Origin of the sequence: Aquimarina sp. AU58 (assembly GCF_900312745.1) — a bacterium.
In the GTDB taxonomy this organism is placed as follows: Bacteria; Bacteroidota; Bacteroidia; order Flavobacteriales; family Flavobacteriaceae; genus Aquimarina; species Aquimarina spinulae.
The window spans coordinates 2,664,760-2,686,842 of record NZ_OMPD01000014.1; the positions used below are offsets into that span (position 1 = coordinate 2,664,760).

Annotated in this window: 19 protein-coding genes; 10 read left to right on the forward strand and 9 right to left on the reverse strand. The window is 31.2% G+C overall.

Annotated elements, in window-relative coordinates:
- Positions 1-35 precede the first annotated feature (35 nt).
- The 4 genes from DK441_RS22875 to DK441_RS22890 are packed head-to-tail and all read left to right on the forward strand — an operon-like array spanning position 36 to position 3,450.
- Positions 36-1,124 (forward strand): GNAT family N-acetyltransferase, encoded by a 1,089-nt coding sequence (locus DK441_RS22875; RefSeq protein ID WP_109852906.1) that lies wholly within the window; start codon positions 36-38, stop codon positions 1,122-1,124.
- The gene (locus DK441_RS22880) at positions 1,121-2,296 is read left to right on the forward strand and encodes a GNAT family N-acetyltransferase (RefSeq protein ID WP_109852907.1); all 1,176 of its coding nucleotides are present in this window, start codon (positions 1,121-1,123) and stop codon (positions 2,294-2,296) included. The genes DK441_RS22875 and DK441_RS22880 overlap by 4 nt, the downstream gene beginning before the upstream one ends.
- A 53-nt stretch (positions 2,297-2,349) precedes the next feature.
- Positions 2,350-2,628, forward strand: coding sequence for a putative quinol monooxygenase (locus DK441_RS22885; RefSeq protein ID WP_160112247.1), 279 nt, complete (start codon positions 2,350-2,352; stop codon positions 2,626-2,628).
- Positions 2,629-3,450 (forward strand): AraC family transcriptional regulator, encoded by an 822-nt coding sequence (locus DK441_RS22890; RefSeq protein WP_109852909.1) that lies wholly within the window; start codon positions 2,629-2,631, stop codon positions 3,448-3,450.
- Here DK441_RS22890 and DK441_RS22895 read toward each other — a convergent pair.
- Together DK441_RS22895 and DK441_RS22900 are read right to left on the reverse strand one after the other, a co-directional pair.
- The gene (locus tag DK441_RS22895; RefSeq protein ID WP_109852910.1) at positions 3,447-4,418 is read right to left on the reverse strand and encodes a hypothetical protein; all 972 of its coding nucleotides are present in this window, start codon (positions 4,416-4,418) and stop codon (positions 3,447-3,449) included. The two genes, DK441_RS22890 and DK441_RS22895, sit on opposite strands and share 4 nt — an antisense overlap.
- Positions 4,419-4,472: 54 nt before the next feature.
- The gene (locus DK441_RS22900; RefSeq protein ID WP_109852911.1) at positions 4,473-5,924 is read right to left on the reverse strand and encodes an MBOAT family protein; all 1,452 of its coding nucleotides are present in this window, start codon (positions 5,922-5,924) and stop codon (positions 4,473-4,475) included.
- A 679-nt stretch (positions 5,925-6,603) separates the two neighbouring features.
- Here DK441_RS22900 and DK441_RS22905 point away from each other — a divergent pair.
- From DK441_RS22905 to DK441_RS22920, 4 genes are all read left to right on the forward strand, one after another.
- Positions 6,604-7,737: a DegT/DnrJ/EryC1/StrS aminotransferase family protein gene (locus DK441_RS22905; RefSeq protein WP_109852912.1), complete on the forward strand. Its 1,134-nt coding sequence runs from the start codon at positions 6,604-6,606 to the stop codon at positions 7,735-7,737.
- The gene (locus DK441_RS22910) at positions 7,734-9,662 is read left to right on the forward strand and encodes a nucleoside-diphosphate sugar epimerase/dehydratase (RefSeq protein ID WP_109852913.1); all 1,929 of its coding nucleotides are present in this window, start codon (positions 7,734-7,736) and stop codon (positions 9,660-9,662) included. Before DK441_RS22905 ends, DK441_RS22910 begins: the two co-directional genes overlap by 4 nt.
- A 332-nt stretch (positions 9,663-9,994) precedes the next feature.
- Positions 9,995-10,687, forward strand: coding sequence for a polysaccharide biosynthesis/export family protein (locus tag DK441_RS22915; RefSeq protein WP_235015813.1), 693 nt, complete (start codon positions 9,995-9,997; stop codon positions 10,685-10,687).
- A 7-nt stretch (positions 10,688-10,694) separates the two neighbouring features.
- Complete coding sequence (locus DK441_RS22920) at positions 10,695-13,055, forward strand: polysaccharide biosynthesis tyrosine autokinase (RefSeq protein ID WP_109852915.1); 2,361 nt, start codon at positions 10,695-10,697, stop codon at positions 13,053-13,055.
- On the opposite strand, the gene DK441_RS22925 is transcribed toward DK441_RS22920, so the two are convergent.
- From DK441_RS22925 to DK441_RS22945, 5 genes are all read right to left on the reverse strand, one after another.
- Positions 13,052-13,789, reverse strand: coding sequence for a tyrosine-protein phosphatase (locus DK441_RS22925; RefSeq protein ID WP_109852916.1), 738 nt, complete (start codon positions 13,787-13,789; stop codon positions 13,052-13,054). The two genes, DK441_RS22920 and DK441_RS22925, sit on opposite strands and share 4 nt — an antisense overlap.
- A 167-nt stretch (positions 13,790-13,956) precedes the next feature.
- Positions 13,957-14,691 carry a head GIN domain-containing protein gene (locus DK441_RS22930; protein ID WP_109852917.1) on the reverse strand — a complete coding sequence of 245 codons (735 nt, stop codon included), beginning with the start codon at positions 14,689-14,691 and terminating at the stop codon, positions 13,957-13,959.
- 29 nt (positions 14,692-14,720) lie between these two features.
- Positions 14,721-15,812: a hypothetical protein gene (locus tag DK441_RS22935; RefSeq protein ID WP_109852918.1), complete on the reverse strand. Its 1,092-nt coding sequence runs from the start codon at positions 15,810-15,812 to the stop codon at positions 14,721-14,723.
- Complete coding sequence (locus DK441_RS22940) at positions 15,793-16,353, reverse strand: hypothetical protein (protein WP_109852919.1); 561 nt, start codon at positions 16,351-16,353, stop codon at positions 15,793-15,795. The genes DK441_RS22935 and DK441_RS22940 overlap by 20 nt, the downstream gene beginning before the upstream one ends.
- On the reverse strand, positions 16,350-16,898 hold the full coding sequence (locus tag DK441_RS22945; protein WP_074406498.1) for an RNA polymerase sigma factor: 549 nt from the start codon (positions 16,896-16,898) through the stop codon (positions 16,350-16,352). Before DK441_RS22945 ends, DK441_RS22940 begins: the two co-directional genes overlap by 4 nt.
- Positions 16,899-17,119: 221 nt before the next feature.
- Between DK441_RS22945 and lon the strand changes: the two genes are divergently transcribed.
- Positions 17,120-19,570, forward strand: coding sequence for an endopeptidase La (lon, locus tag DK441_RS22950; RefSeq protein WP_109852920.1), 2,451 nt, complete (start codon positions 17,120-17,122; stop codon positions 19,568-19,570).
- 60 nt (positions 19,571-19,630) lie between these two features.
- On the opposite strand, the gene DK441_RS22955 is transcribed toward lon, so the two are convergent.
- Positions 19,631-20,671 (reverse strand): rod shape-determining protein, encoded by a 1,041-nt coding sequence (locus tag DK441_RS22955; protein ID WP_109852921.1) that lies wholly within the window; start codon positions 20,669-20,671, stop codon positions 19,631-19,633.
- Between the two features lie 312 nt (positions 20,672-20,983).
- On the opposite strand from DK441_RS22955, the gene cmk reads away from it, so the two are divergent.
- Complete coding sequence (gene cmk, locus DK441_RS22960; protein WP_109852922.1) at positions 20,984-21,685, forward strand: (d)CMP kinase; 702 nt, start codon at positions 20,984-20,986, stop codon at positions 21,683-21,685.
- Here cmk and DK441_RS22965 read toward each other — a convergent pair.
- On the reverse strand, positions 21,682-22,050 hold the full coding sequence (locus DK441_RS22965; RefSeq protein WP_074406494.1) for a hypothetical protein: 369 nt from the start codon (positions 22,048-22,050) through the stop codon (positions 21,682-21,684). The two genes, cmk and DK441_RS22965, sit on opposite strands and share 4 nt — an antisense overlap.
- Positions 22,051-22,083 lie beyond the last annotated feature (33 nt).

Genomic DNA, 22,083 nt, shown 5'->3' on the forward strand with positions numbered 1-22,083 from the left:
TAATAAACAACCATACCTAACTAATATTTTTACAATTGGAGCAAAATTACAAACTGTTAATTAAAAACCTTGATGAAAAATCAGACATCATAGAATATAAGACGCTCCTTCAAAAAAAATGGAACAATAATGTATATTATTCGGCTGAGCATTTGTTACATTTTGAGAAGGATTCTGATACGCTAAAATACTTTTTGTTTGAAAAAGAAAATGAGCCTGTTATTCTAATGCCTTTTGTTTTTAGAGAAATAAAAATAAAAGATAAGAAGCATCCGTATTTTGATGTTACAAGCCCGTATGGCTATAGTGGGCCTTTATTTAATGATACTGTTACAGAAGAAGATATTGCTCAATTTTGGGGCAATGTTGATCAATGGTATATGGATCATAATGTAATAACAGAATTTATTCGATTTAGTTTAAATGGAAACCACAAAAAATATTCAGGATGTTTAACTAATACATTATCAAATGTTAGAGGGCATCTTTTAGATAATTTTGACGATCAATGGGTGGCATTTTTACCTAAAGTTAGAAATAACTACAGAAAGGCAGTAAATCACAATTTAGTATTTAAAATATTTCATAAGCATGAAATAACAAAAGATATCATTAAAATCTTTAATGATATCTATGTGAATACGATGAATCGCAATAATGCAGATCGTATTTATTTTTTCTCCAATACTTATTTTGAAAACCTGATATTATCAAATTTAGATAATTTTTCTATTGCTATTGCGTATTATGAAGGTATCCCAATTTCTATCGAACTTATCATTGGTTATAAGGATACTATTTTTGCATTTCTAGGGGGAACAAATGCAGAGTATTTTAGTTATAGACCTAATGATTTTCTTAGAGTAAAAATTATAGAATGGGCGATCAAAAATAATATCAAATGTTATGTTTTAGGAGGAGGTATGAAAGATGGTGATGGATTGTACAGACATAAAAAATCACTTTTTCCAAAAGATGAAGATGTAGTTTTTCATACCGGAAGAAAAATTATTAATGAAAAAATTTACGATGAGCTATGTCGCTCTGCCAATCCAGAATATTCTCATGTTCATAAAGAGAATGTAAAAGATTATTTTTTTCCTTTTTATAGATTAAGTATATGAAAAAGGTCCAGATAGATTATTTTTTTGAACTTTTTGAAAAAGGATTGATACCAAAAATATTTCCTAAGATTGGTACTTTAGAAAGTGAAGAAGGATTAATTAATCCAGATTATGATGAAAAACTAATAAACAATCCCGATACGGTTTACTCGGTTTTCTTTATAGCTGATTATCTGAAGCCAGAACTTAATAAAAGAGTGTTTAATCTAAAAAAAATTAATCAGTTTTTTAAGGGTTACGCAATTTTACTGGATGGTTTTGCTAGTGCAGATGCTTATGTAAAATATCGTTTCCGAAGTAATGCAAAAGGAATAAGAAGGAGAATAAAACGACTCGAATCATGTTTTCAGATTTCATATAAAACATATTATGGCGCAATAGAAGAGGAGGAATACGATCTATTGATGGATTGTTTAGAAAAAATGTTGATCAGAAGATTTAAACAGCGTAATGATGTGAGTCAAAGTCTTATTCGATGGGATCACTATAAAAGCATATATTTTTCTTTGATCAATCAAAAAAAAGCATCATTGTTTGTTGTTTATGATAATGATAATCCAATAGTTATATCACTTAATAATCATTTTCACGGACAATTATTTAGTGCAATATCATCATATGATATTGATTACCGAAAATTTAGTTTAGGGAGTGTAGAGATTTATAAGAAATTAGATTGGTGTATCGCAAATAATCATAAGTCTTATGAGATGGGGATGGGAGATCTTACTTACAAACGAGAATGGTGCAATCATATCTATAATTTTGAACACCAAATAATCTATCCCAAAAAATCTATTTCTGCTGCTCTTACTGCCGCTATCGAATATTTGAAAGTAAGTTTTAAAGAGTTTGTTTTTAAAATGGCTTATGTTCGATATAAAAAATATAAAGCAAAACGAAAAAAGAGCACTGTTGTCTTACAGGAGCCAAAATATCAGGCATTACCTATAATAGAGGCACAGTATGAAAAACAATACCCTATAATAGATTATAATAGTACCGAGTATAATTTTTTAAGAAAAATTGTGTTTGACTTTTTGTATACTAGTATTGAAAAAGTATCAGATGTTAGCGTATTAAAAGTTTTGGAAGAAGAAAATACTTATTTGATTATTGGGAAATCTAAGATGCAAAAAATTGTTTTTGAAACCAGTTCGCATCTCTCCTAAATGATGTCGTTTTTTTACAATCCAGGCATTGTATGTTGATATATATTTGTGATATGAAAAAAACAATTATAGCACGATTAAGTGTACAGAAAGAAAGTGCCGAACAATTTTTGATACATGCAAAAAAGATGGTTCGGGAAAGTAATTTAGAAGAAGCTTGTATAACCTATCGTTTATATCAAGAAATAGATGCTGATACAGAATTTATTTTTTATGAAGAATATACAAATATGAATGCAGTGGATGCTCATAATTCTTCGAATCATTTTAAAGAGTTTATTTCGCTGGTATCCCCAATACTTACATCAGAACCAATAATAGAAGTCTTTTAATTGTTAATCAATAAAACGTCATATAAACCTAATAAAAGTTTGGCAACGTATGTTGACCGAATTTATGTGCTAAAACATTCGGGAGCATTTAAATTGCCTGCGATTTTGCCTGGCACTGGTTTAGAATTGTTGTTTCATACTCATGAACCATTGCTAATAAATAATCATAAATGTGATAATGGCCATATTATTTGTCCAAGAAATTCAATATTACATATAGATGAGTTTAGTGATGTTTCTTTTATATCGGTTCGATTTAAAAGTGGGGCTTTTCGTCACTTTTCTTCAATTCCATTTATAGAGCTAAACAATCAGTTTGCTTCTGTCGAAGATATTTGGGGGGTTAAGGGTAAAGATTTTTTAGAGAAACTAAATGAGCACCATACTATTAATGACAAAATAAAATGTATAGAGTCCTTTTTGCTTAAATGTTTGTATGATTATCATAATAAACAAAATGACAAATGGGATACTATTATGCATTCTTTGTATAAGCAGTATAATTCAATTTCTTTAAAAGAATTAGCTACTTATACTAATTTGAGTTATCGCCAGTTTGAAAGAAATTTTAAATCTCAATTTGGGATTACACCAAAGAAAATTCAACGAATTATACGGTTTGAAGCTACGGTAAAAAAAATACTATTAAACAGAAATCCTGGGTATTTGTCTACTGCATTAGATCATGGCTATTACGATCAAAGCCATTTTATCAACGAATTTCAGTTTTTTACCGAAGAAAAGCCTTCTAACTATTTTGTAACAAAAAATTATGATCATCATTTTTATGATAAATCAATAAAAGCACCAGAAAGATATTAGTTTTTTACAAGGTTGATATCTCCTAAATATTGGGTAATATTCTTTGCTATGATATCTCTACCATGATTGTTCCAGTGTCTGTCATAGATTAAAGTAGTAGAACGATCAGAAGTTTCAAAAGAAGCAGAGAAATCGATGTAATTAAATTTATTTTTTTCTAAATACGATAAAAATAGAGGACTTGTTATTCTGGAGTCTAAAAGAAGCGTAAATCGTTTTTTATCATATCCATATTTAGAAATCAAACTTTTGAAGTTGGCCAGGTATTTCTCTTCATTTTCTTTTTTAATTCTCAAAATTTCGGCATCATCTATCGAAACTGTCTTTTTTTTAGGTTTAAGCATATTAAGGAATCGATACATTAGTTCCTGAGGAGGATCTAAAATCCCAATGCTTTTACAGTATACTATTAGTTTACTTTTTTTAAGCATTTTGTTCATGGGAGACTCTAAAGCTAATCGACTATTAACAACCCGATATTCTGCACGAGTTAAATCGTTAGAGAATTTTATACCCAAAATGACGTGGTCAATAAGATCGAATTGAGATGCATACGAATGTATAAGGTGTAGTTGGTCTGCAAAATCATAACCGGCATAGCCATATTCATATACTTCAATTTCAGGAATAGCATTTTCAATCTTTTTACCAATAGAGTTGTAGTAATTTTGATGAAACCCTTCTATAAATGAATCCCCAACCAATGCTACTTCGATTTTATCTTTTGTTGGGATAAATTCTCTATAAGAATTATATCCTGTCGTATTAATATGATATTCTGAAAAATTTTGCCTTCTGTTTCCGGTAACCGAAAAACCATTTTGGTTTGGTTTCCATTTTTCTACTTTGTATTCGTCGAGAAATCGGGTAGGAGTGTCTTTTCCTAAATGAAAAACACGCACTAAGCCTTCTAATACGATGAGTATTAAAAAAACATATAAGATACTTTTGATTATAAGTTTTTTCATGTGACTTTAAAATTATGTCATAATGCTTTTTTTATTGTCATTATCTATTTTTAATTAGAATTGGAAATAGATAAATGATCTGTCTATGTTGTCATCAAAGAACAGTAACATTCCTAAAATTACTAAAGTATATGCAACAAATCTCACGATTCTAGACTTAAATTTAAAAGGAGCACGCTCGTCTCTTCTAATTCTAAATTCATATAAAATAAAAAGACCTAACAAGATAAAATAATCTATCATACGATATCCTAAAGGATGTTGATAGGTTTCATAAGAAAAATTGACATATATCTGTTCTAAAAAACCAAAAGCATCTGTGATGGACTCAGATCTAAAGAATACTCTAGAAAATGTGACTAATAAAAAAGTGAGTAAAATTTGTGAGATTTCTGTTAAAGAGGGGAACCAACGATTTTCTGCTACTACAGTATTCATATAAATACGATTTCGCCCCATTAAAAAAACAGGAATGTATAAAGCAGCATGAATTGCTCCCCATACAATAAAAGTCCAGTTTGCACCATGCCAAAAACCACTCACCAAGAAAATAATAATAATATTTCTAACCGATTTAAGTTTACTTACTCTGCTTCCGCCAAGAGGGATGTATACGTAATGTCTAAACCAGGTGGATAAAGAAACGTGCCATCGCTGCCAATATTCGGCAACATTTCTAGAAAATGTTGGAAACTTAAAGTTAGACATTAGTTCTATTCCAAATAGTTTGGCTGTTCCTATAGCAATATCAGAATACCCGCTAAAATCTCCATAGACCTGAAAACTAAAAAGCGATACGCCAAGAATTAAAGTAGAAGCAGAATAATCATTATAATTAAGAAAGATATCATCAACAATAGGTGCAATAGAATCTGCAATAACTACTTTTTTAAATAACCCCCAAAGTATAAGCCTTAGACCTTCTGTGCATTGTACGTAATTAAAAATTCTTTTGGTGGTGATTTGTGATAAGAGATTAGAAGCTCTCTCTATAGGGCCAGCAACCAATTGAGGGAAAAAACTAACAAAAGTAGCAAATGCAATAAAATTCTTGGTAGGCGTTAATCTTTTGTAATAAATATCTAATGAATACGACATGGTCTGAAACGTATAAAAAGATATCCCTACAGGTAAAATAATCTGTAATGTCCATGTGCTTTTAAGTTCGTATCCGAACACAGAAAGAAAATCTACCCAGGACCCTATAAAGAAATTGTAGTATTTAAAGAAGCCTAAAAGACCGATGTTAAAAATTACACTTACCCATAACCAGGCTTTTCTTTTTGAAGCAGAATCATTGGCATGAATAGTTTGACCAATAAAAAAATCAACAACTGTACTTGCGAGTATAAGAAATAGAAATCTCCAATCCCATAATCCATAAAAGATATAACTGGCGATAAGTATAAATAAATTCTGAATTTGAATTTTTTTATAGAAAATAAACCAGTAAAGAACAAAAACGACTGGCAGGAATATAAAAAAATCTAAAGAATTGAATAACATCTATACCGTATATAATTATAAAATTCGGAGAAGGGTTACGCAAAGAAATATAGCGAAAATATCTCATTGCTATTGAAGGGCATAAATTTTGTGTATTTAATTTTATAAATCAAATATTTAGGAGGTTATTTTTTATTTGATACTAAATACTAGGTTTTGCTATAAAAAAATGATGATAAGTGGGGGAAATGCCCCTGTTCAGAAATAGGTGTTATCCCCATGAAATTAATTTATTATTAAGCTATACTTGTACCACCCAAAATAGTTTACAAAAAAGTAATACAAAAAATGAATTTTGGTGATGCATTATGTTTAATTTTGCTGTAAATTATGATTTTAGGTATGAATTCGTTTTTTATTACAAGTAGTTTTATGGAGTATCTATAATACTTTTCTTACGGGATTTCCGTATTGTAAGACAATATTTAGGCAAACGTGAGTCATTGAACGTTTTTTTTAAGTATTCTGTCTAAAAAATTAAATTTTGAATTGTTAATTGATTTAACTAGACTATTTTAGCTTTGGAAAACAAATTTAGAGTAAGTTCAAAAAAGGAAGTTCTACCCCCCTTCTTCCAGCGTTTTTTAGATTGTCATCAAAAAGATTTGACTAATTGTTATGCATGTCGCATAATTGTTATGTCAATAGGAATTTATTGTTCATTATTAATGGGAAAATTATGAATATAATTGATTCAAAAAAAATATGGCTTTCTTCACCGCATATGGGTGGATCAGAGCAAAAATTCGTAAAAGAAGCATTCGACACAAACTGGGTAGCACCTTTGGGTCCAAACGTTAATGGATTTGAGAGTGATATTGAAAGTTATCTTGGAGAAGATGTTTATGCTGCAGCATTAAGTTCTGGTACAGCTGCATTACACCTTGGGTTAAAACTACTTGGTGTTACGGTAGGTGATGAAGTATTATGCCAAAGTATGACATTTGCTGCTTCGGCCAATCCAATAGTATATCTTGGTGCTAAACCTGTATTTATAGATAGCGAAAGAAGTACCTGGAATCTATGTCCAGATCAACTAGAAATAGCAATAAAAGACAGAATTGCAAAAGGCAAAAAGCCTAAAGCAATTATTGCTGTGCATTTATATGGAATGCCATATAATGTAGAGGCTATTCATAACATTGCTTCAGAATACAAAATCCCTATATTAGAAGATAGTGCAGAAGCCTTAGGAAGTTCTTATCAAGGAATTAACTGTGGAACTTTTGGAGATATTGCTATCCTTTCTTTTAATGGGAATAAGATTATTACCACCTCTGGAGGTGGATCACTTGTTTCCAAAAAACAAGAACATAAAGATAAAGCCATTTTCTTGGCAACTCAAGCCAGAGACAATGCACCTCATTATGAACATTCTGAAATAGGATATAATTACAGAATGAGCAATATTACTGCAGGCATAGGAAGAGGGCAGATGGAAGTTTTAGATGCCCATGTTGATAATAGACGTAGTAATTTTGAATTTTACAAAAAGAATCTAGAAGATTCCTCTGAAATAAAGTTTTTAGAAGAACCTTCTGGATATCATTCTAATAGATGGTTAACCTGTATAGAAACAAGCTCTTATAAGTTAAGAGAAGGAATACGGTTATCACTGGCAGAAGAAAACATAGAATCAAGACCGTTATGGAAGCCCATGCATCAACAAGCTGTATTTGCAGATTGTGATGCTTACCTCAATGGAATTTCTGATGACCTATTTGATCGAGGCCTTTGCTTACCCAGCGGGTCTAATCTTGAAGAAGATGATTTATATAGAATTGTATCAGTAATTAAAAATGTATTGAGATGATAAAGAGCTACCTTATAAATAATTCGCATAAACACGCATCTAAATGGCTAGTTTTATCTATTGATGTGTTAATTACGATCTTTAATTTCTTTTTGGCGTACGTAATTAGATTTGGAATCACGTTAAATTTTGATACCACTAATTTAATATACCAATTACCAATCATAGCGGGTTTATCTACCTTAAGCTTTTTAATGATAGGATCCTATAAAGGAGTGGTTAGACATACAGGAATGAGAGATGCTTATAACCTGTTTGTTGCTGTAACTATCTTAATTAGTTTAATGGGATTTTTTATGGCATCCAGTAGATTAGCACTATTGCCAGAATTGTTAAATATTCCTGTGTCTATAATTTGCGTGCACTATTTATTAAATATTATAACACTTACTACAAGTCGTTTGATATTTAAATATTGCTACTACTATGTGAAGTCAAAAATAGGAGAAACTTCTAGAATATTGATTTATGGGGCAGGAGATTCTGGATTAATAACCCTTGCAGCGGTTACTAATGATTCTAACAGATCCTTATCTGTAGTTGGTTTTGTTGATGATAATTCTCAAAAAATTGGTAAGACAATTAATGGAATTAAAGTATATTCTTCGGGAATGATTAATCAAAGCTTTATTACAAAGAACAATATTAAGGAGATCGTTGTATCTATTCCGCATATAAGTAAAAAAAGACTCTCAGAAATTTCTGATAACTTGCTTAAGCTAAAAGTTACCGTTAAAATAATACCTGCAGTAAATGATTGGATTGATGGTAAATTAAAGGTTTCTCAAATTAAAGAAATTCAAATAGAAGACTTATTAGAAAGAGCTCCTATTAGTATGGATAATCAGAATATCACACAAGAACTTAATGATAAAGTGATTTTGATAACAGGAGCAGCTGGATCAATAGGAAGTGAAATAGTAAGACAAGCTTCATATTATAGCTATAGACATCTTGTTTTGGTTGATCAGGCAGAATCTCCGTTATATGATTTACAACAAGAACTTTTAAGTAAAGGAGTAACCAATTTTACGCCTATTGTTGCTGATATAAGAGATCATCAAAGAGTAGAAACTATATTTGAAAAATATAGACCTAATATGGTTTTTCATGCAGCAGCATATAAGCATGTGCCTCTAATGGAGAATAATCCTTGTGAGGCAATTAAAATTAATGTACTTGGAACCAGGAAACTTGCAGATTTGTCATCTGAGTTTGGTGTAGATAAGTTTGTTTTTGTATCTACAGATAAAGCAGTGAATCCTACCAATGTGATGGGAGCAACCAAGAGAGTTGCCGAAATGTATATAAAATGTATTAACGGAACCAGTAATACTAAGTTTATTACCACTAGATTCGGAAATGTACTGGGATCGAATGGATCTGTTATTCCATTATTTAAAAAACAAATCCAAAAAGGAGGACCATTAACAGTTACTCATAAAGATGTAACTCGCTTTTTTATGACCATACCAGAAGCTTCTCAATTGGTTATAGAAGCAGGAACAATGGGTAATGGAGGCGAAATATTTATCTTTGATATGGGAGAATCTGTAAAGATTTTTGACCTTGCCAAGAAAATGATACGATTATCTGGCCTTAGATATCCAGAAGATATAGATATAAAAATAACAGGCCTTAGACCTGGAGAGAAATTGTATGAAGAACTCCTGGCTGATACAGAAAATACGTTGCCAACGTATCACAAGAAAATAATGATAAGTAGATTTGATGATAATGATTGTGTATTGGTAAAAGATAAAATTGATGACCTTTGTATTATGAATTTACTAAGTCAGGATCATCAAATTGTAGGAAAATTAAAAGAGATAGTTCCAGAATTTATCTCCAATAATTCTACTTTCGAAAGTATTGACAAAATTAATAAAAAAAGTATTCAAGGTAAGCGAGAAGTTCTTGCATAGAGCTTGATGTAACAAAATAGTAGGTATTATATAGTAAGGGAAAAAATACCTTCAAAACATTTTAGTAAGAAGAGATAGGCTTGTTTAGGGGAATAAACTTGCCTAAATGTTTTATGGTGTTCTTTTAGAACGCGTGAAAGGAAAATAGTATAGATAAAGCAAAATCTTATTGCTAAACTAAATAAAGTTATATTTTTGTAACTCTATTAATAGGCTTACTTATAAAGTATTAAAATATGCGATGTAGATTTTTGTTATTATTTGTGGTATTAATATCAGTTTTTTCCTGTAAAGTACCTGAAAATGTGGTTTATTTTCAAAATTCTGCAAATTTGGAGAAGATTTCTTCTACAAATTCTTTCACCTCTGTTTTTAAAGTTGATGATATCGTTGGGATACTGGTTTCTGCAGCAGATATGGATGCAGCAAGACCATTTAATTTAATGCAAAGTTCTTCTGCATCACTAGGAGAAGGTGGAGGAGGAAATACAGCAATTTCTGCAGGATCAGGTGAACCTACGTACCTAATAAACGAAGAAGGAAATGTTGATTTTCCTGTTTTGGGAGAGCTAAAAATTGCTGGCCTAACTCGAATCGAGGTTAAGGAAATGATTAAAGAAAAACTAAAAATTTATATCAATGATCCTATAGTAAGTGTACGGCTTAAAAATTTTAAGATTACCGTTATGGGAGAAGTATCAAGACCTGGTTCTTATACAATACCCAATGAAAGAATTACTATTATTGAAGCCCTTGGTTTAGCAGGAGATATGACTATTAAAGGAAGAAGAGAAAACCTAATGGTGATTAGAGAAAATGAAGGAGTAAATACATATCATCGTGTAGATCTTACTTCTAAATCAATTTTTGAATCCCCTGTATATTATCTGGCACAAAATGACGTTGTTTATGTTGAGCCAAATAACTCAAGAATAAAAGAATCCAAAACACGTAATAACACCCTAGGTGTCATTATTAGTATTGTTGGTGTAATTATATCTGTAGTAACTCTAGTTGTAAGATAATAAGTATATGATTTCTAATACTAATAATACCCCTACGAAGAATACTAATTTTGATTCGTCTTCTGGATTTAGTTTTAATCTTAGAGATCAAATTTTAAAATACCTTAAACGTTGGTATTGGTTTGTATTAAGTGTCTTTATTTTTGTTGGTTTAGCGTATCTTAAAGTAAGGTATACAATTCCCCAATATAATGTGTCTTCTAGTATTGTGATCTCTCAGGATGAAAGTATGGGTGAATCAGAGTTGTCGGCATTTAAAGATCTTGGTTTATTAGATGACGGGCAGAATAAAATTGAAAATGAGATTCAGATTTTAAAATCAAGAACACTATTAACTAATGTAGTTAATAATTTAAAACTTAATGTTCGATATTTTAGTGAAGGAAGAATTCTGGAAGTAGAGAATTATCCAAAATCGCTTATTGAAATCAATTTTTTATCAGATGATTCTATTGTACATAAAAAATCAAAAGTTTTTCATGTGCAAATTGATTCTGACACCTCTTTCTCTTTTCTAGATGAAAAAAAACAAAAAGTAAGTAACCATTCCTTTGGAAATACTATTAACACTAGTATTGGTGATATTATTATTACTCCAAGTATGGATACTATGAATGCTAGTATTGGTAAAATTATCAAAATTGTAGTAACGCCAGTAAAGTTTGTTGCCGAGTCATATAGAAATAGGTTATCCATTATTTCGGTTAAAAATTCTGGTATTGTTAGATTGTCGTTAAACGACCCGGTCAAGGAAAAAGCAAAAGATATTATTAATAACCTTGTAGAAGAATACAACAAGGCAACTATAGAGAATAAAAAACAAGCTTCGGCAAGAACAGCAGATTTTATAAATGATCGTTTAGAACTTATTTCAGGAGATTTGACCCAGGTAGATGATCAAGCAGCGACGTATCAATCCAGTAGAGGATTAACTAGTAGTGATGTGGCAGTTCAAGCGCAGCAATTTTCAGATTTAGATACAAAAAACTCTCAAGAAATAGCGCGGCTAAACACACAGCTATATTTTATAGAATCGATGCGAAAGTTTGTGCTTAGCCAAGATGGTAAGTTCGATCTTGTACCACAATCTAATTCAGGGTTTAGTGATCCAACAGTTGCCAATACGATATCAAGATATAATAGGTTAATTCTTCAGAGACAACGATTGTTAAAAACTTCGAGTGAAAAGAATCCTGTTGTCGTAAATATAGACCAACAAATTGGCGGATTAAGACAAGTTTTGATTGGGAGTTTAAATAGTTTAAAAAACTCTATTAACGGACAATTACGAAGCTTAAATACCCAGAATCAATATTTTGGAGGTCAAATATATAGCGCACCAACACGACAGAAAGATATTAGAGCTATAGAGCGGGAACAGACCATAAAAGAACAATTATATCTTTATTTACTTCAAAAAAGAGAAGAAGCAGAGATAAAGAGTCATATTACACTTTCTAATGCCAGAGTAATCGATAAAGCATCTACATTAGGGTCATATCCAGTATCTCCAAATAAGAAAACAATATATGCAGGAGCTTTCTTTCTTGGTTTGATATTGCCTTTTCTTATTATTTATACTTCAGATTTGTTAAATGTAAAAGTAAGTTCTAGAGAAGACCTTGAAAAAGTACTTTCTATGCCAATTATTGGGTCTATACCAAAGGTGAAATCCAAAAATAAAATAATGATTTCGCAAAATGATAGATCGGGAATAGCAGAAGCATTTAGGATCTTAAGAACAAATTTAGACTTCTTAATGGCAGGAATTAACAAAACTAAAGGGAAAGTTATTTTTGTTACATCTACTATTTCTGGGGAAGGAAAGACTTTAATCTCTTCAAACTTGGCTAAAACTTTAGCCATTTCAGGAAAAAAAGTAGCCTTTTTGGGTACGGATTTAAGAGATCCTAAATTTCATAAGTTTTTTGATCTACCTAACGGGAAAGATTCTAAAGGACTTACTAATTTTATAATGAATGATGAGTTAACTCCAGAAGATATCATATATAAATATAAAAAAGAAGATGCATTTGATATTGTGCCATCTGGAGCAATACCACCTAACCCTGCAGAACTTTTAATGCAGGAAAGAGTAAATGTAATGTTTAAGTATCTAGAAGAACACTACGATTATATTATTGTAGATACTGCTCCTGTTAGTCTTGTAACCGATACGCTTTTAATAGCAAAACATGCAGATTTAAGTATTTATATAGTAAGAGAAAATTACTCTGATAAAAGAGTATTACAGGTTCCAGAAAATTTCTATAGAGAAAAACGTTTACCAAATATTGCAGTTTTACTTAATGCAGCTGGTAATAAGACTGGTTATAACTATGGATATGGTTATGGGAAAAAGAATTAAGAAAATTCGATATTATTTTTCATTAATGAAGTAATCTTTTTAGCAATTTTAAAATCAAATCCTTTTTCTAAGACTTCCAATTGATGATAATTGTGTACATCTGTACCTGTAAAGTCTATATATCCTTGATCTATCATTTTTTTGGCAAAGGATTTTATTTGGTCACCATAATACCCTGATATTGATAATAGGTTAACCTGAAATAGAAACCCTGATGCTTTTAACTCATCATATTTTTTTAGATCATCTTGATAAAAAGTATATCGCTCTGGATGTGCCAAAATAGGAGTGTATCCCGCTAATTTAATTTCGAATAAGATTTCGTTTAGATTAATAGGAGGGGCAAAAGTAGACATTTCGACCAGGATATAATTTTGGTGTAATGGTAAGATGTCATTATTTTTTATACGTTCATAAAACAAATCGTCCATCATATATTCTGCACTTGCCTGTAATTCGATTTTTGATATTCCCAAAGGAATAAGAACTTCTTTAAGTTTTTTAAAAGTACCAGTTATAGTTTGCGAAGAATTTGGCCATATATCTTGCATTATATGAGGAGTAGTAATGACTTTTTTAAAACCAAAATTTTCAAATTGTTCCAGGATATATCCCGATTGATAAATTGTCTTTACTCCATCATCAATACCCGGAAGCAAATGTGAATGAATATCAATGTAACCATCGGGTACAACTTCTTTAAAAGGAACATCTTTTTTTGATAAGAATCGCAATTTGATTTTTGTTTTGGGGTGAACGTAAAATAAATATATCTGTTATAATAACATTATTAGTGCATTATAGCAAATAAAATGTAAAAATATAGATTTATTATACATAAAAAACTGTTTAAGAATAGAGATTCTTAAACAGTTTAATATAATTAATAGTTATCTTAATACTATCTTTTTGTAATATCTCCTGATCCAGATACCTTTTTATCTTCTTTTTGAGGGTCTCCTTTATAAAATATATCACCAGATCCTGATACACGAGCCTTTAAGTAGGTGGTAGCCATTACTTCAATATCACCAGATCCAGATACGGTTGCTGTTACATTTTTTGCATTTAAGTCATAAGCAGAAAGATCACCAGAACCAGATACGTTCCCGTTAAAACTACCGGCACTTCCCTTTAAAGCCAAATCACCAGAACCAGATACTTGCCCCCATATATTTTCGGCATCTACAACAAGTTGAACATCACCAGATCCAGATACTCCGGTTTTAAAATCAGAAGCTTTAATTGTATCAGAACTATACACATCGCCCGATCCTGATAATGTAACTTGAGTTAGATCTTTAAAAGGAACAGTAATAATTAGTTTTTTTCCTACAGAAGGTTTTAGATAAAACCCTTTTTTTACATAAATTCTAAGAGCATCTCCTTGGATCTCGGTTACTATATAATCAATAAGGTTACTTTCTCCTTTGATTGTGATTTTTCCTTCTGTACCCGATATTAAGGATACATCCAAACTTCCTTTTACTTTTACTTGATCATAGTCTGATGTCGATCTGTTTTTGGTAACAGAATTGCCATTACCATTAATTTTTTTCCCATTTCCCCACCATTGTGCTTGTAAAGAAGTTATACTGCATAGTGTAAGTCCTATAATAAATGCTGCTGTTCTCATTGTATTGATGTATTAATGTTTTGTATATATTAGTTTTTTCTTAATTTGATTCCACCATAGCTAGAGGTTATATTAATTGTTTTCCCGCTATTAGCTTGACCATTATATCCTTGATAATCTTTTTTAGAATCCTTAACGTATTTCTTTTGCACATTTATATTGTCATCTAGTTTAATGCCTCCATACGAAGTTTTGATTGCAAAATCAAAAGTACACCCATCCTCATATCCGATATTAACACTCGTATAATCTGTTTTGATTCTTACACTTTTGAAAGTCGGTTGTAGCGAACGAACTTCGATAGATCCATAATCAGAATCAATACTTAGTTCTTCAGAAATACTTCCAAATTTGGTATTCACATAATCTGAAGCGCCTATTATTTTCCCCCCATTTTCTATTCGAATCCCGCCATAATCGCAGTTGTAGTTTAAGTTTTTTATAGATTTAAACTTTGATTGTGTATAATCTGCATTAAGATCAATCTTATCACCGTTGCCAACTTCAAAATCAGAATAGTCTGCATTGATTTTTCCATTTTTCATGTAAGAAATAGTACTGTTATTAGTATAATCTATGTTGATATAATTGTTATCTCCTAGTAACTCTCCAATAATAATTTGACCATAATCGCAGTTAATTTTAGCATTACCTTTTATCTTATCCAGAGTGATGCTTCCGTAATCATTATTAAAATCTACACTATTAGTTACAGGAACTTTTACGGTATAATTGATTTTCATATTCATATTGTTGTTCCATCCGCTAGTCCATTTATCCCACCAAGAGCTATTATTTTTATTAAAAGTTGTTTTGGCGCTAACCATTTGAGAAGAAGAATCAAACTCGACATCGATAGATTCTAGTTTTTTGATCACTTTTTCTTCATTGTTTCCACTTACTTTAATGGTAATCTCCATAACAATTCGATTTTCATTCCAGGAAGTAATATCCAGGTTACCATAATCATTACTAATTTTTAATAACGCATCTGCGTTAACAGAGAAGTCTTTTTTTAATGTTTTTTCTTTGGTGTATTTCCCTTTCAGATCTCCATTATTGGCTAATGCCAAAGCAGGAATCATCAATAAGAGGATTATATTATAGTATAAAGTTTTCATTTTCTGATAATTTAAATTCGTTAATGCTGTTAATTTTTTGAAGTACTTCGTCTAATAAATTTGCACGTTTCTGAAAGTTCTTAATCATAGCGCTAATTACACGTTTATCATTTCCACTATGAAAAAGATCTTTTTTAAGTGTTTCATAATCAGATTCCAGTTTTTCTAATTGATTCATTGCATCCAAAACCAATTCTTTGGTTTCTATAGAAGAAGCTTTATCGATTTCTTCGAGTTGCAATTGAATAGCAGAGGTAAAAAAGCTTTGAGTTTCCTCCATTTGAGGAGAAACATTTGCCAGATCTACTTCTTCTTTTGGACTAAACATAAAAGTCATTGCTGCCATTCCAAATACTATAGCAATCGAAGCAGCTATTGCAAGTGGTTTATACCAATTTACCTTTTTAGATTGCAATTGTACAACTTTGTTTTGTTGCTGCAACTTTTCTAAAAACCTCATTTGGTGATTAGCAGAAGGTTCATGTATGTCTAATTGATCTTGCATACGTTTAAATAACTTTTCTATTTTATCGGTACTCATACAAATTGTAATTTTTTTCGTAAGCTTTCTTTTGCGCGCGAAATAAGCGTACGACAATTAGAATATGATATATTCATAATCTGACAGATTTCTTCATAATCATAACCTTCTATAAGGTGTAATGATAATGCAGTACTATAGCTGTCTTTAAGTTGAGTTAGTGTATTTAGTACTGTATTTACTTTTACAGAAGCAAGATCTTCTTCTACAATTCCGTTGCTATCTGTAAGAGCATACTCAACAGTTTCTAGGGCTACCTCACGATGAACATCTTTTTTACGTGTAGCGGTTAAACTGGCATTAATAACAATCCTTTTTAACCAGGCCCCAAACATATTATTATCTTCTAGCATCGATAGTTTTGTAAAAGCTGTTAAAAAAGCTTCTTGCATAATGTCTTCAGCTTCTGCTGTGTCCTTTATGATTCTCAATGCTGTATTGTACATTGCCTTATAATAACGATTGTATGTTTCGAGCTGCGCATTTTGATCTTGCTCGCGACATTTCGCAATTAATTGCTCTGTATTTAGTTGGGTTAGTGACAAAAAATATAATTTACTTTAACATAAAGATATATATTGCATTGCTTTGTTACAGTTTTTTAATTTTTTTTTTAAAACTTGTGGCATAACAATTGAAATGTAAATAATGAATCTATAATGAAGGCCATGTTTTAATGGGCTTTATAAGGTTTTTAATTAATTTCATTAAATTCTAAAAAAAATGTTGCTTTGCCGTGATGACAAAATGACTTTGATATATACTTATGGCTAAAACCAAATTTACGACACTTGACAGTTTGTCATTTCAAGGGATAGATGAAGATGCAGAATTAATTCCTTTAATGACGCCAGAAGATGAAGAAGAAATAGACAAAGAAGATTTACCCGAAATATTACCAATATTACCTTTAAGAAATACTGTACTATTTCCTGGAGTTGTTATTCCTATTACTGCAGGAAGAGATAAATCTATTAAACTTCTTAACGAAGCTAATAATGGTAATAAAACAATTGGTGTAGTTTCTCAGAAAGAAGAGGGAATAGAAAACCCATCCTTAAAAGATATTAATAGAGTAGGTGTGGTAGCTCGTATTCTAAGAGTCTTAAAAATGCCAGATGGTAATACTACAGTAATATTACAAGGAAAAAAACGATTTCATATAGACGAAGTTGTAGAAGAAGTACCTTATATTAAAGCTAAGGTTAGAGAAGTTCCTGAAGCCAGGCCAGCAAAAGAGAATAAAGAATTTAGTGCTATAATCGATTCGATCAAAGATTTGGCTCTAGAAATTATAAAGGAAAGCCCAACAATACCTTCTGAAGCTTCGTTTGCTATAAAGAATATAGAGAGTAATTCTTTTCTTATCAATTTTGTGTCTTCTAATTTAAATCTTCCTGTAGAGGAGAAACAGAAATTACTAGAGATTAATGACCTTAAGAAAAGAGCTTTAGCTACTCTAAAATATATGAATGTAGAGTTTCAGAAACTGGAACTCAAAAATGTCATTCAAAGTAAGGTTCAGCATGACATGAGTCAGCAACAGCGAGAATATTTCTTACATCAACAGATGAAAACTATACAAGAAGAACTTGGTGGCGTTTCACATGAAGATGAAATCGAAGAAATGCGTGTACGAAGCAAGGATAAGAAATGGGATGATAAAGTAAAAAAACACTTTGATAAAGAGCTATCCAAAATGCAACGTATGAATCCACAGGTTGCAGAATACTCTATACAACGTAATTATTTAGATCTATTTCTAGATTTACCCTGGAATGAGTTTAGTACAGATAAATTTGATCTAAAACGAGCTATGAAGATTTTGGATAGAGATCATTATGGTTTAGATGAAGTAAAGCGCAGAATTATAGAATACCTCGCAGTATTAAAACTGCGTAATGATATGAAATCCCCGATACTATGTCTATATGGCCCTCCTGGTGTAGGTAAAACTTCATTAGGAAAATCTATTGCAGAAGCTCTGGGAAGAGAATACGTAAGGATATCATTAGGAGGATTGCGTGATGAAGCAGAAATAAGAGGGCATCGAAAAACATATATAGGAGCAATGCCAGGTAGAATTATCCAAAGTCTTAAAAAAGCAGGAACCAGTAACCCTGTATTTGTATTAGACGAAATAGATAAATTATCTGTAGGTAATCAAGGCGATCCATCATCTGCTTTATTAGAAGTTTTAGATCCTGAGCAGAATTCAGAATTTCATGATAATTTTCTTGAGATGGGATTTGACCTCTCTAAAGTAATGTTTATTGCTACCTCTAACAGCCTGGGAACAATTCAGCCTGCACTTAGAGATCGTATGGAGATCATTAATGTTACAGGGTATACAATTGAAGAAAAAATAGAGATCGCCAAGCAACATTTGTTGCCAAAACAGTTAGAAGAGCACGGGTTAGACAAGTCTCATATTAAGATAGGAAAACAGCAACTAGAAAAAATAGTTGAAGGATATACCAGAGAATCTGGAGTACGAGGCCTGGAAAAACAAATTGCTAAAATGGTACGTTATGCAGCGAAGAATATTGCAATGGAAGAGGAGTATAATGTAAAAATTAGTAATGAAGATATTATTGAGGTTCTTGGAGCACCAAAGTTAGAACGTGATAAGTATGAAAATAATGATGTCGCAGGTGTAGTAACAGGACTTGCATGGACAAGTGTAGGTGGAGATATTCTATTTATAGAATCTATTTTGTCTAAAGGAAAAGGTAGTCTGACTATTACCGGAAACTTAGGGAAAGTGATGAAAGAATCTGCTACCATTGCTATGGAATATATCAAGGCCAATGCTGCAGAATTAGGTATTAATCCAGATATTTTTGAAACCTATAATGTACATATACACGTACCAGAAGGGGCTACGCCAAAAGATGGTCCTAGTGCAGGAGTTACAATGCTGACATCTCTGGTTTCTTTATTTACGCAACGTAAGGTTAAGAAAAGTCTTGCCATGACAGGAGAGATTACATTGCGAGGAAAAGTATTACCTGTCGGTGGTATTAAAGAAAAAATCCTTGCTGCAAAAAGAGCACATATAAAAGAGATATTACTTTGCGAAGATAACAGGAGAGATATTAATGAAATTAAATCCGAATATTTAAAAGGGCTTAAATTTCATTATGTAAAGGATATGGAAGATGTACTAAAACTTGCAATTACCAATACCAAGGTTAAGAATGCAAAGAAATTATAAGAGTATATTGTAAAAACAAAAAGCAGCGTTTAAAAATGCTGCTTTTTGTTTTTTATGATTTTATAATCTTCTCTTTTTAATTAAGACATCTTTATATAATTCGAGGTTTTTTAAAACAATGTCGCTTCCTTTTACAACAGTTTCTAATGGTTGATCTCCTAGATGTACAGGAAGTTCTGTAGCTATGGATAATCGATCATCAAGCCCTCTTAGCATTGATCCACCACCTGTTAAATAAATACCAGAATTATAGATATCAGCAGAGAGTTCTGGAGGAATTTCAGAAAGTGTTTCCATAATTGCATTTTCTATTTGTATAATAGACTTATCTAAACTTTTTTTAATCTCTTTATGTGATAATTGTATTTGTTTAGGTTTTCCTGTTAGAATATCTCTTCCTTCTACCATCATTTTTTCTGGAGGTGATGCTAAGGTGTCGATTGCAGAACCAATTTTTATTTTTATTTTCTCTGCCATAGACTCTCCTATATGTAGATTTCGAGATTCTCTCACATATTGAGTAATATCTTCATTAAAAACGTTTCCAGCAATTTTTACAGATTGGCCACTAATTATTCTCCCCAAAGAGATCACAGCAATTTCTGTAGTTCCTCCACCTATATCTACAACCATATTTCCTTTAGGTTCTAGAACATCTATCCCGCCACCTATTGCTGCTGCTATAGGTTCTGGTATTAGAAATATATTTTTTGCATTGAGTCGTTTTGCAGATTCTTGTACCGCTCGCATTTCAACTTCAGTACTTCCGCAAGGGATAGCAATAATCATATTGTAAGAAGTTGCAAAAGCTGAAGTATTAAAAACTGATAACTTTTTGATAAATGTCTTTAGCATTTTCTCTGCTGCATCAAAATTAGAAATAACACCATTATTAAATGGAGATATTGTTTTTATATTCTTGTTAATTTTGCCACGCATCATACCTGCTTCTTTACCTACTGCAATAATTTTCCCGGTAATTTGATGAATTGATATGATAGAAGAGTTGTTTACTGCTATTTTTCCTTTATAGGTAATAAGCGTATTTGAGGTGCCAAGATCTATTGCTATTTTTTCGTTTAAAAAATCAAAAAAGCCCATGATTTGTGTGTACTTAGGTTAATGTGTGTTGATTTAAGGTGTAATAAAGTAGCTTATATTCATGCAGTAGGGGTCTAAAGGTAGATAACTTCGATAAAACGTAATTATTGTGTTTCTAAACAAGTTTTAGCATCATTTCTTGTAACGTCAAATGATTGGACGCCTTTGTTGTAGTGAAGTGATCTCTATATTTTGGTAAGTGATTTATTAGATGTAATTATTTCATTGATAATAACTTTTTTTACATAATCTGTATTTTCCAAATAGTTTGGTTTATTTTTGGTTTTTAATACAAATAGCATTTCTCATAAATTGGAAGACAATAAGATAATAATAGCTATAGATGGACATTCCTCTACAGGAAAAAGTACCGTCGCGAAACAATTAGCCAAAGCATTAGGATATATTTATGTAGATACTGGAGCTATGTATCGAGCGGTTTCTTTATATGCTATGAGGAAAAAAATTATTGACGAGTTTCATTTTGATCAGGAAGCATTAGAAAAGGACCTTTCTGAAATAGACCTTAGATTTAGGATAAACCCAGAAACTGGCCTGGCAGAAATCTTACTTAATGGAGAAAATGTAGAAAAAAAAATCAGGACGCTTACCGTTTCTAAATATGTAAGTAAAATTGCTGCAATCTCGAGTGTTCGTAAAAAATTAGTAGAACAACAACAAAAAATGGGGATGGATAAAGGGATTGTTATGGATGGAAGAGATATAGGAACTGTTGTTTTTCCAAATGCCGAACTTAAACTATTCATGACTGCAACTGCTAAGGATCGCGCAGAACGTAGATTTCTAGAGCTTAGAGAAAGGGGAGAAGATGTAACTTATGAAGATGTTTTAAAAAATGTAGTAAATAGAGATCACATAGATAGTACAAGAAAAGATTCGCCGCTTAAGAAAGCAGAAGATGCTATCAAGATAGATAATTCTAATCTTACCTTAAAAGAACAATTTGAGCAAATTTTACAACTTGCTAAAACTTCTGTTATTACTGCAACTTAATTTTTTGGAGCAACAAGAGAATCTGAGATATTATTTTCGTCTAAATTAAAATCAGAAAGCTCACGAGATTCGTATAATTTCATTTCTTCTTTTACCCATTCGATTAATTGTATATATTCTTCATCATTACTAAGAATAAGGACACGATTTAATCGTAAAAGATGATGATTAGCGTATTGCTTGTATTTTTTTATCGTAGTGTCAGAAACTGAATAAAATGGTTTGTTAACCAGGATTTTATATTGTTTTCCGTTATTCATTACTATTTGATCCTTATGCTCATATATAATCCTTGTTTTGGATAAGGACTGTGCGTAATTATGTAGTGAAATAAATAAGAAAACTAAAAGTAATAATTTTTTCATATAAATATTCTATAGATTCGGAAAGCAAAAATA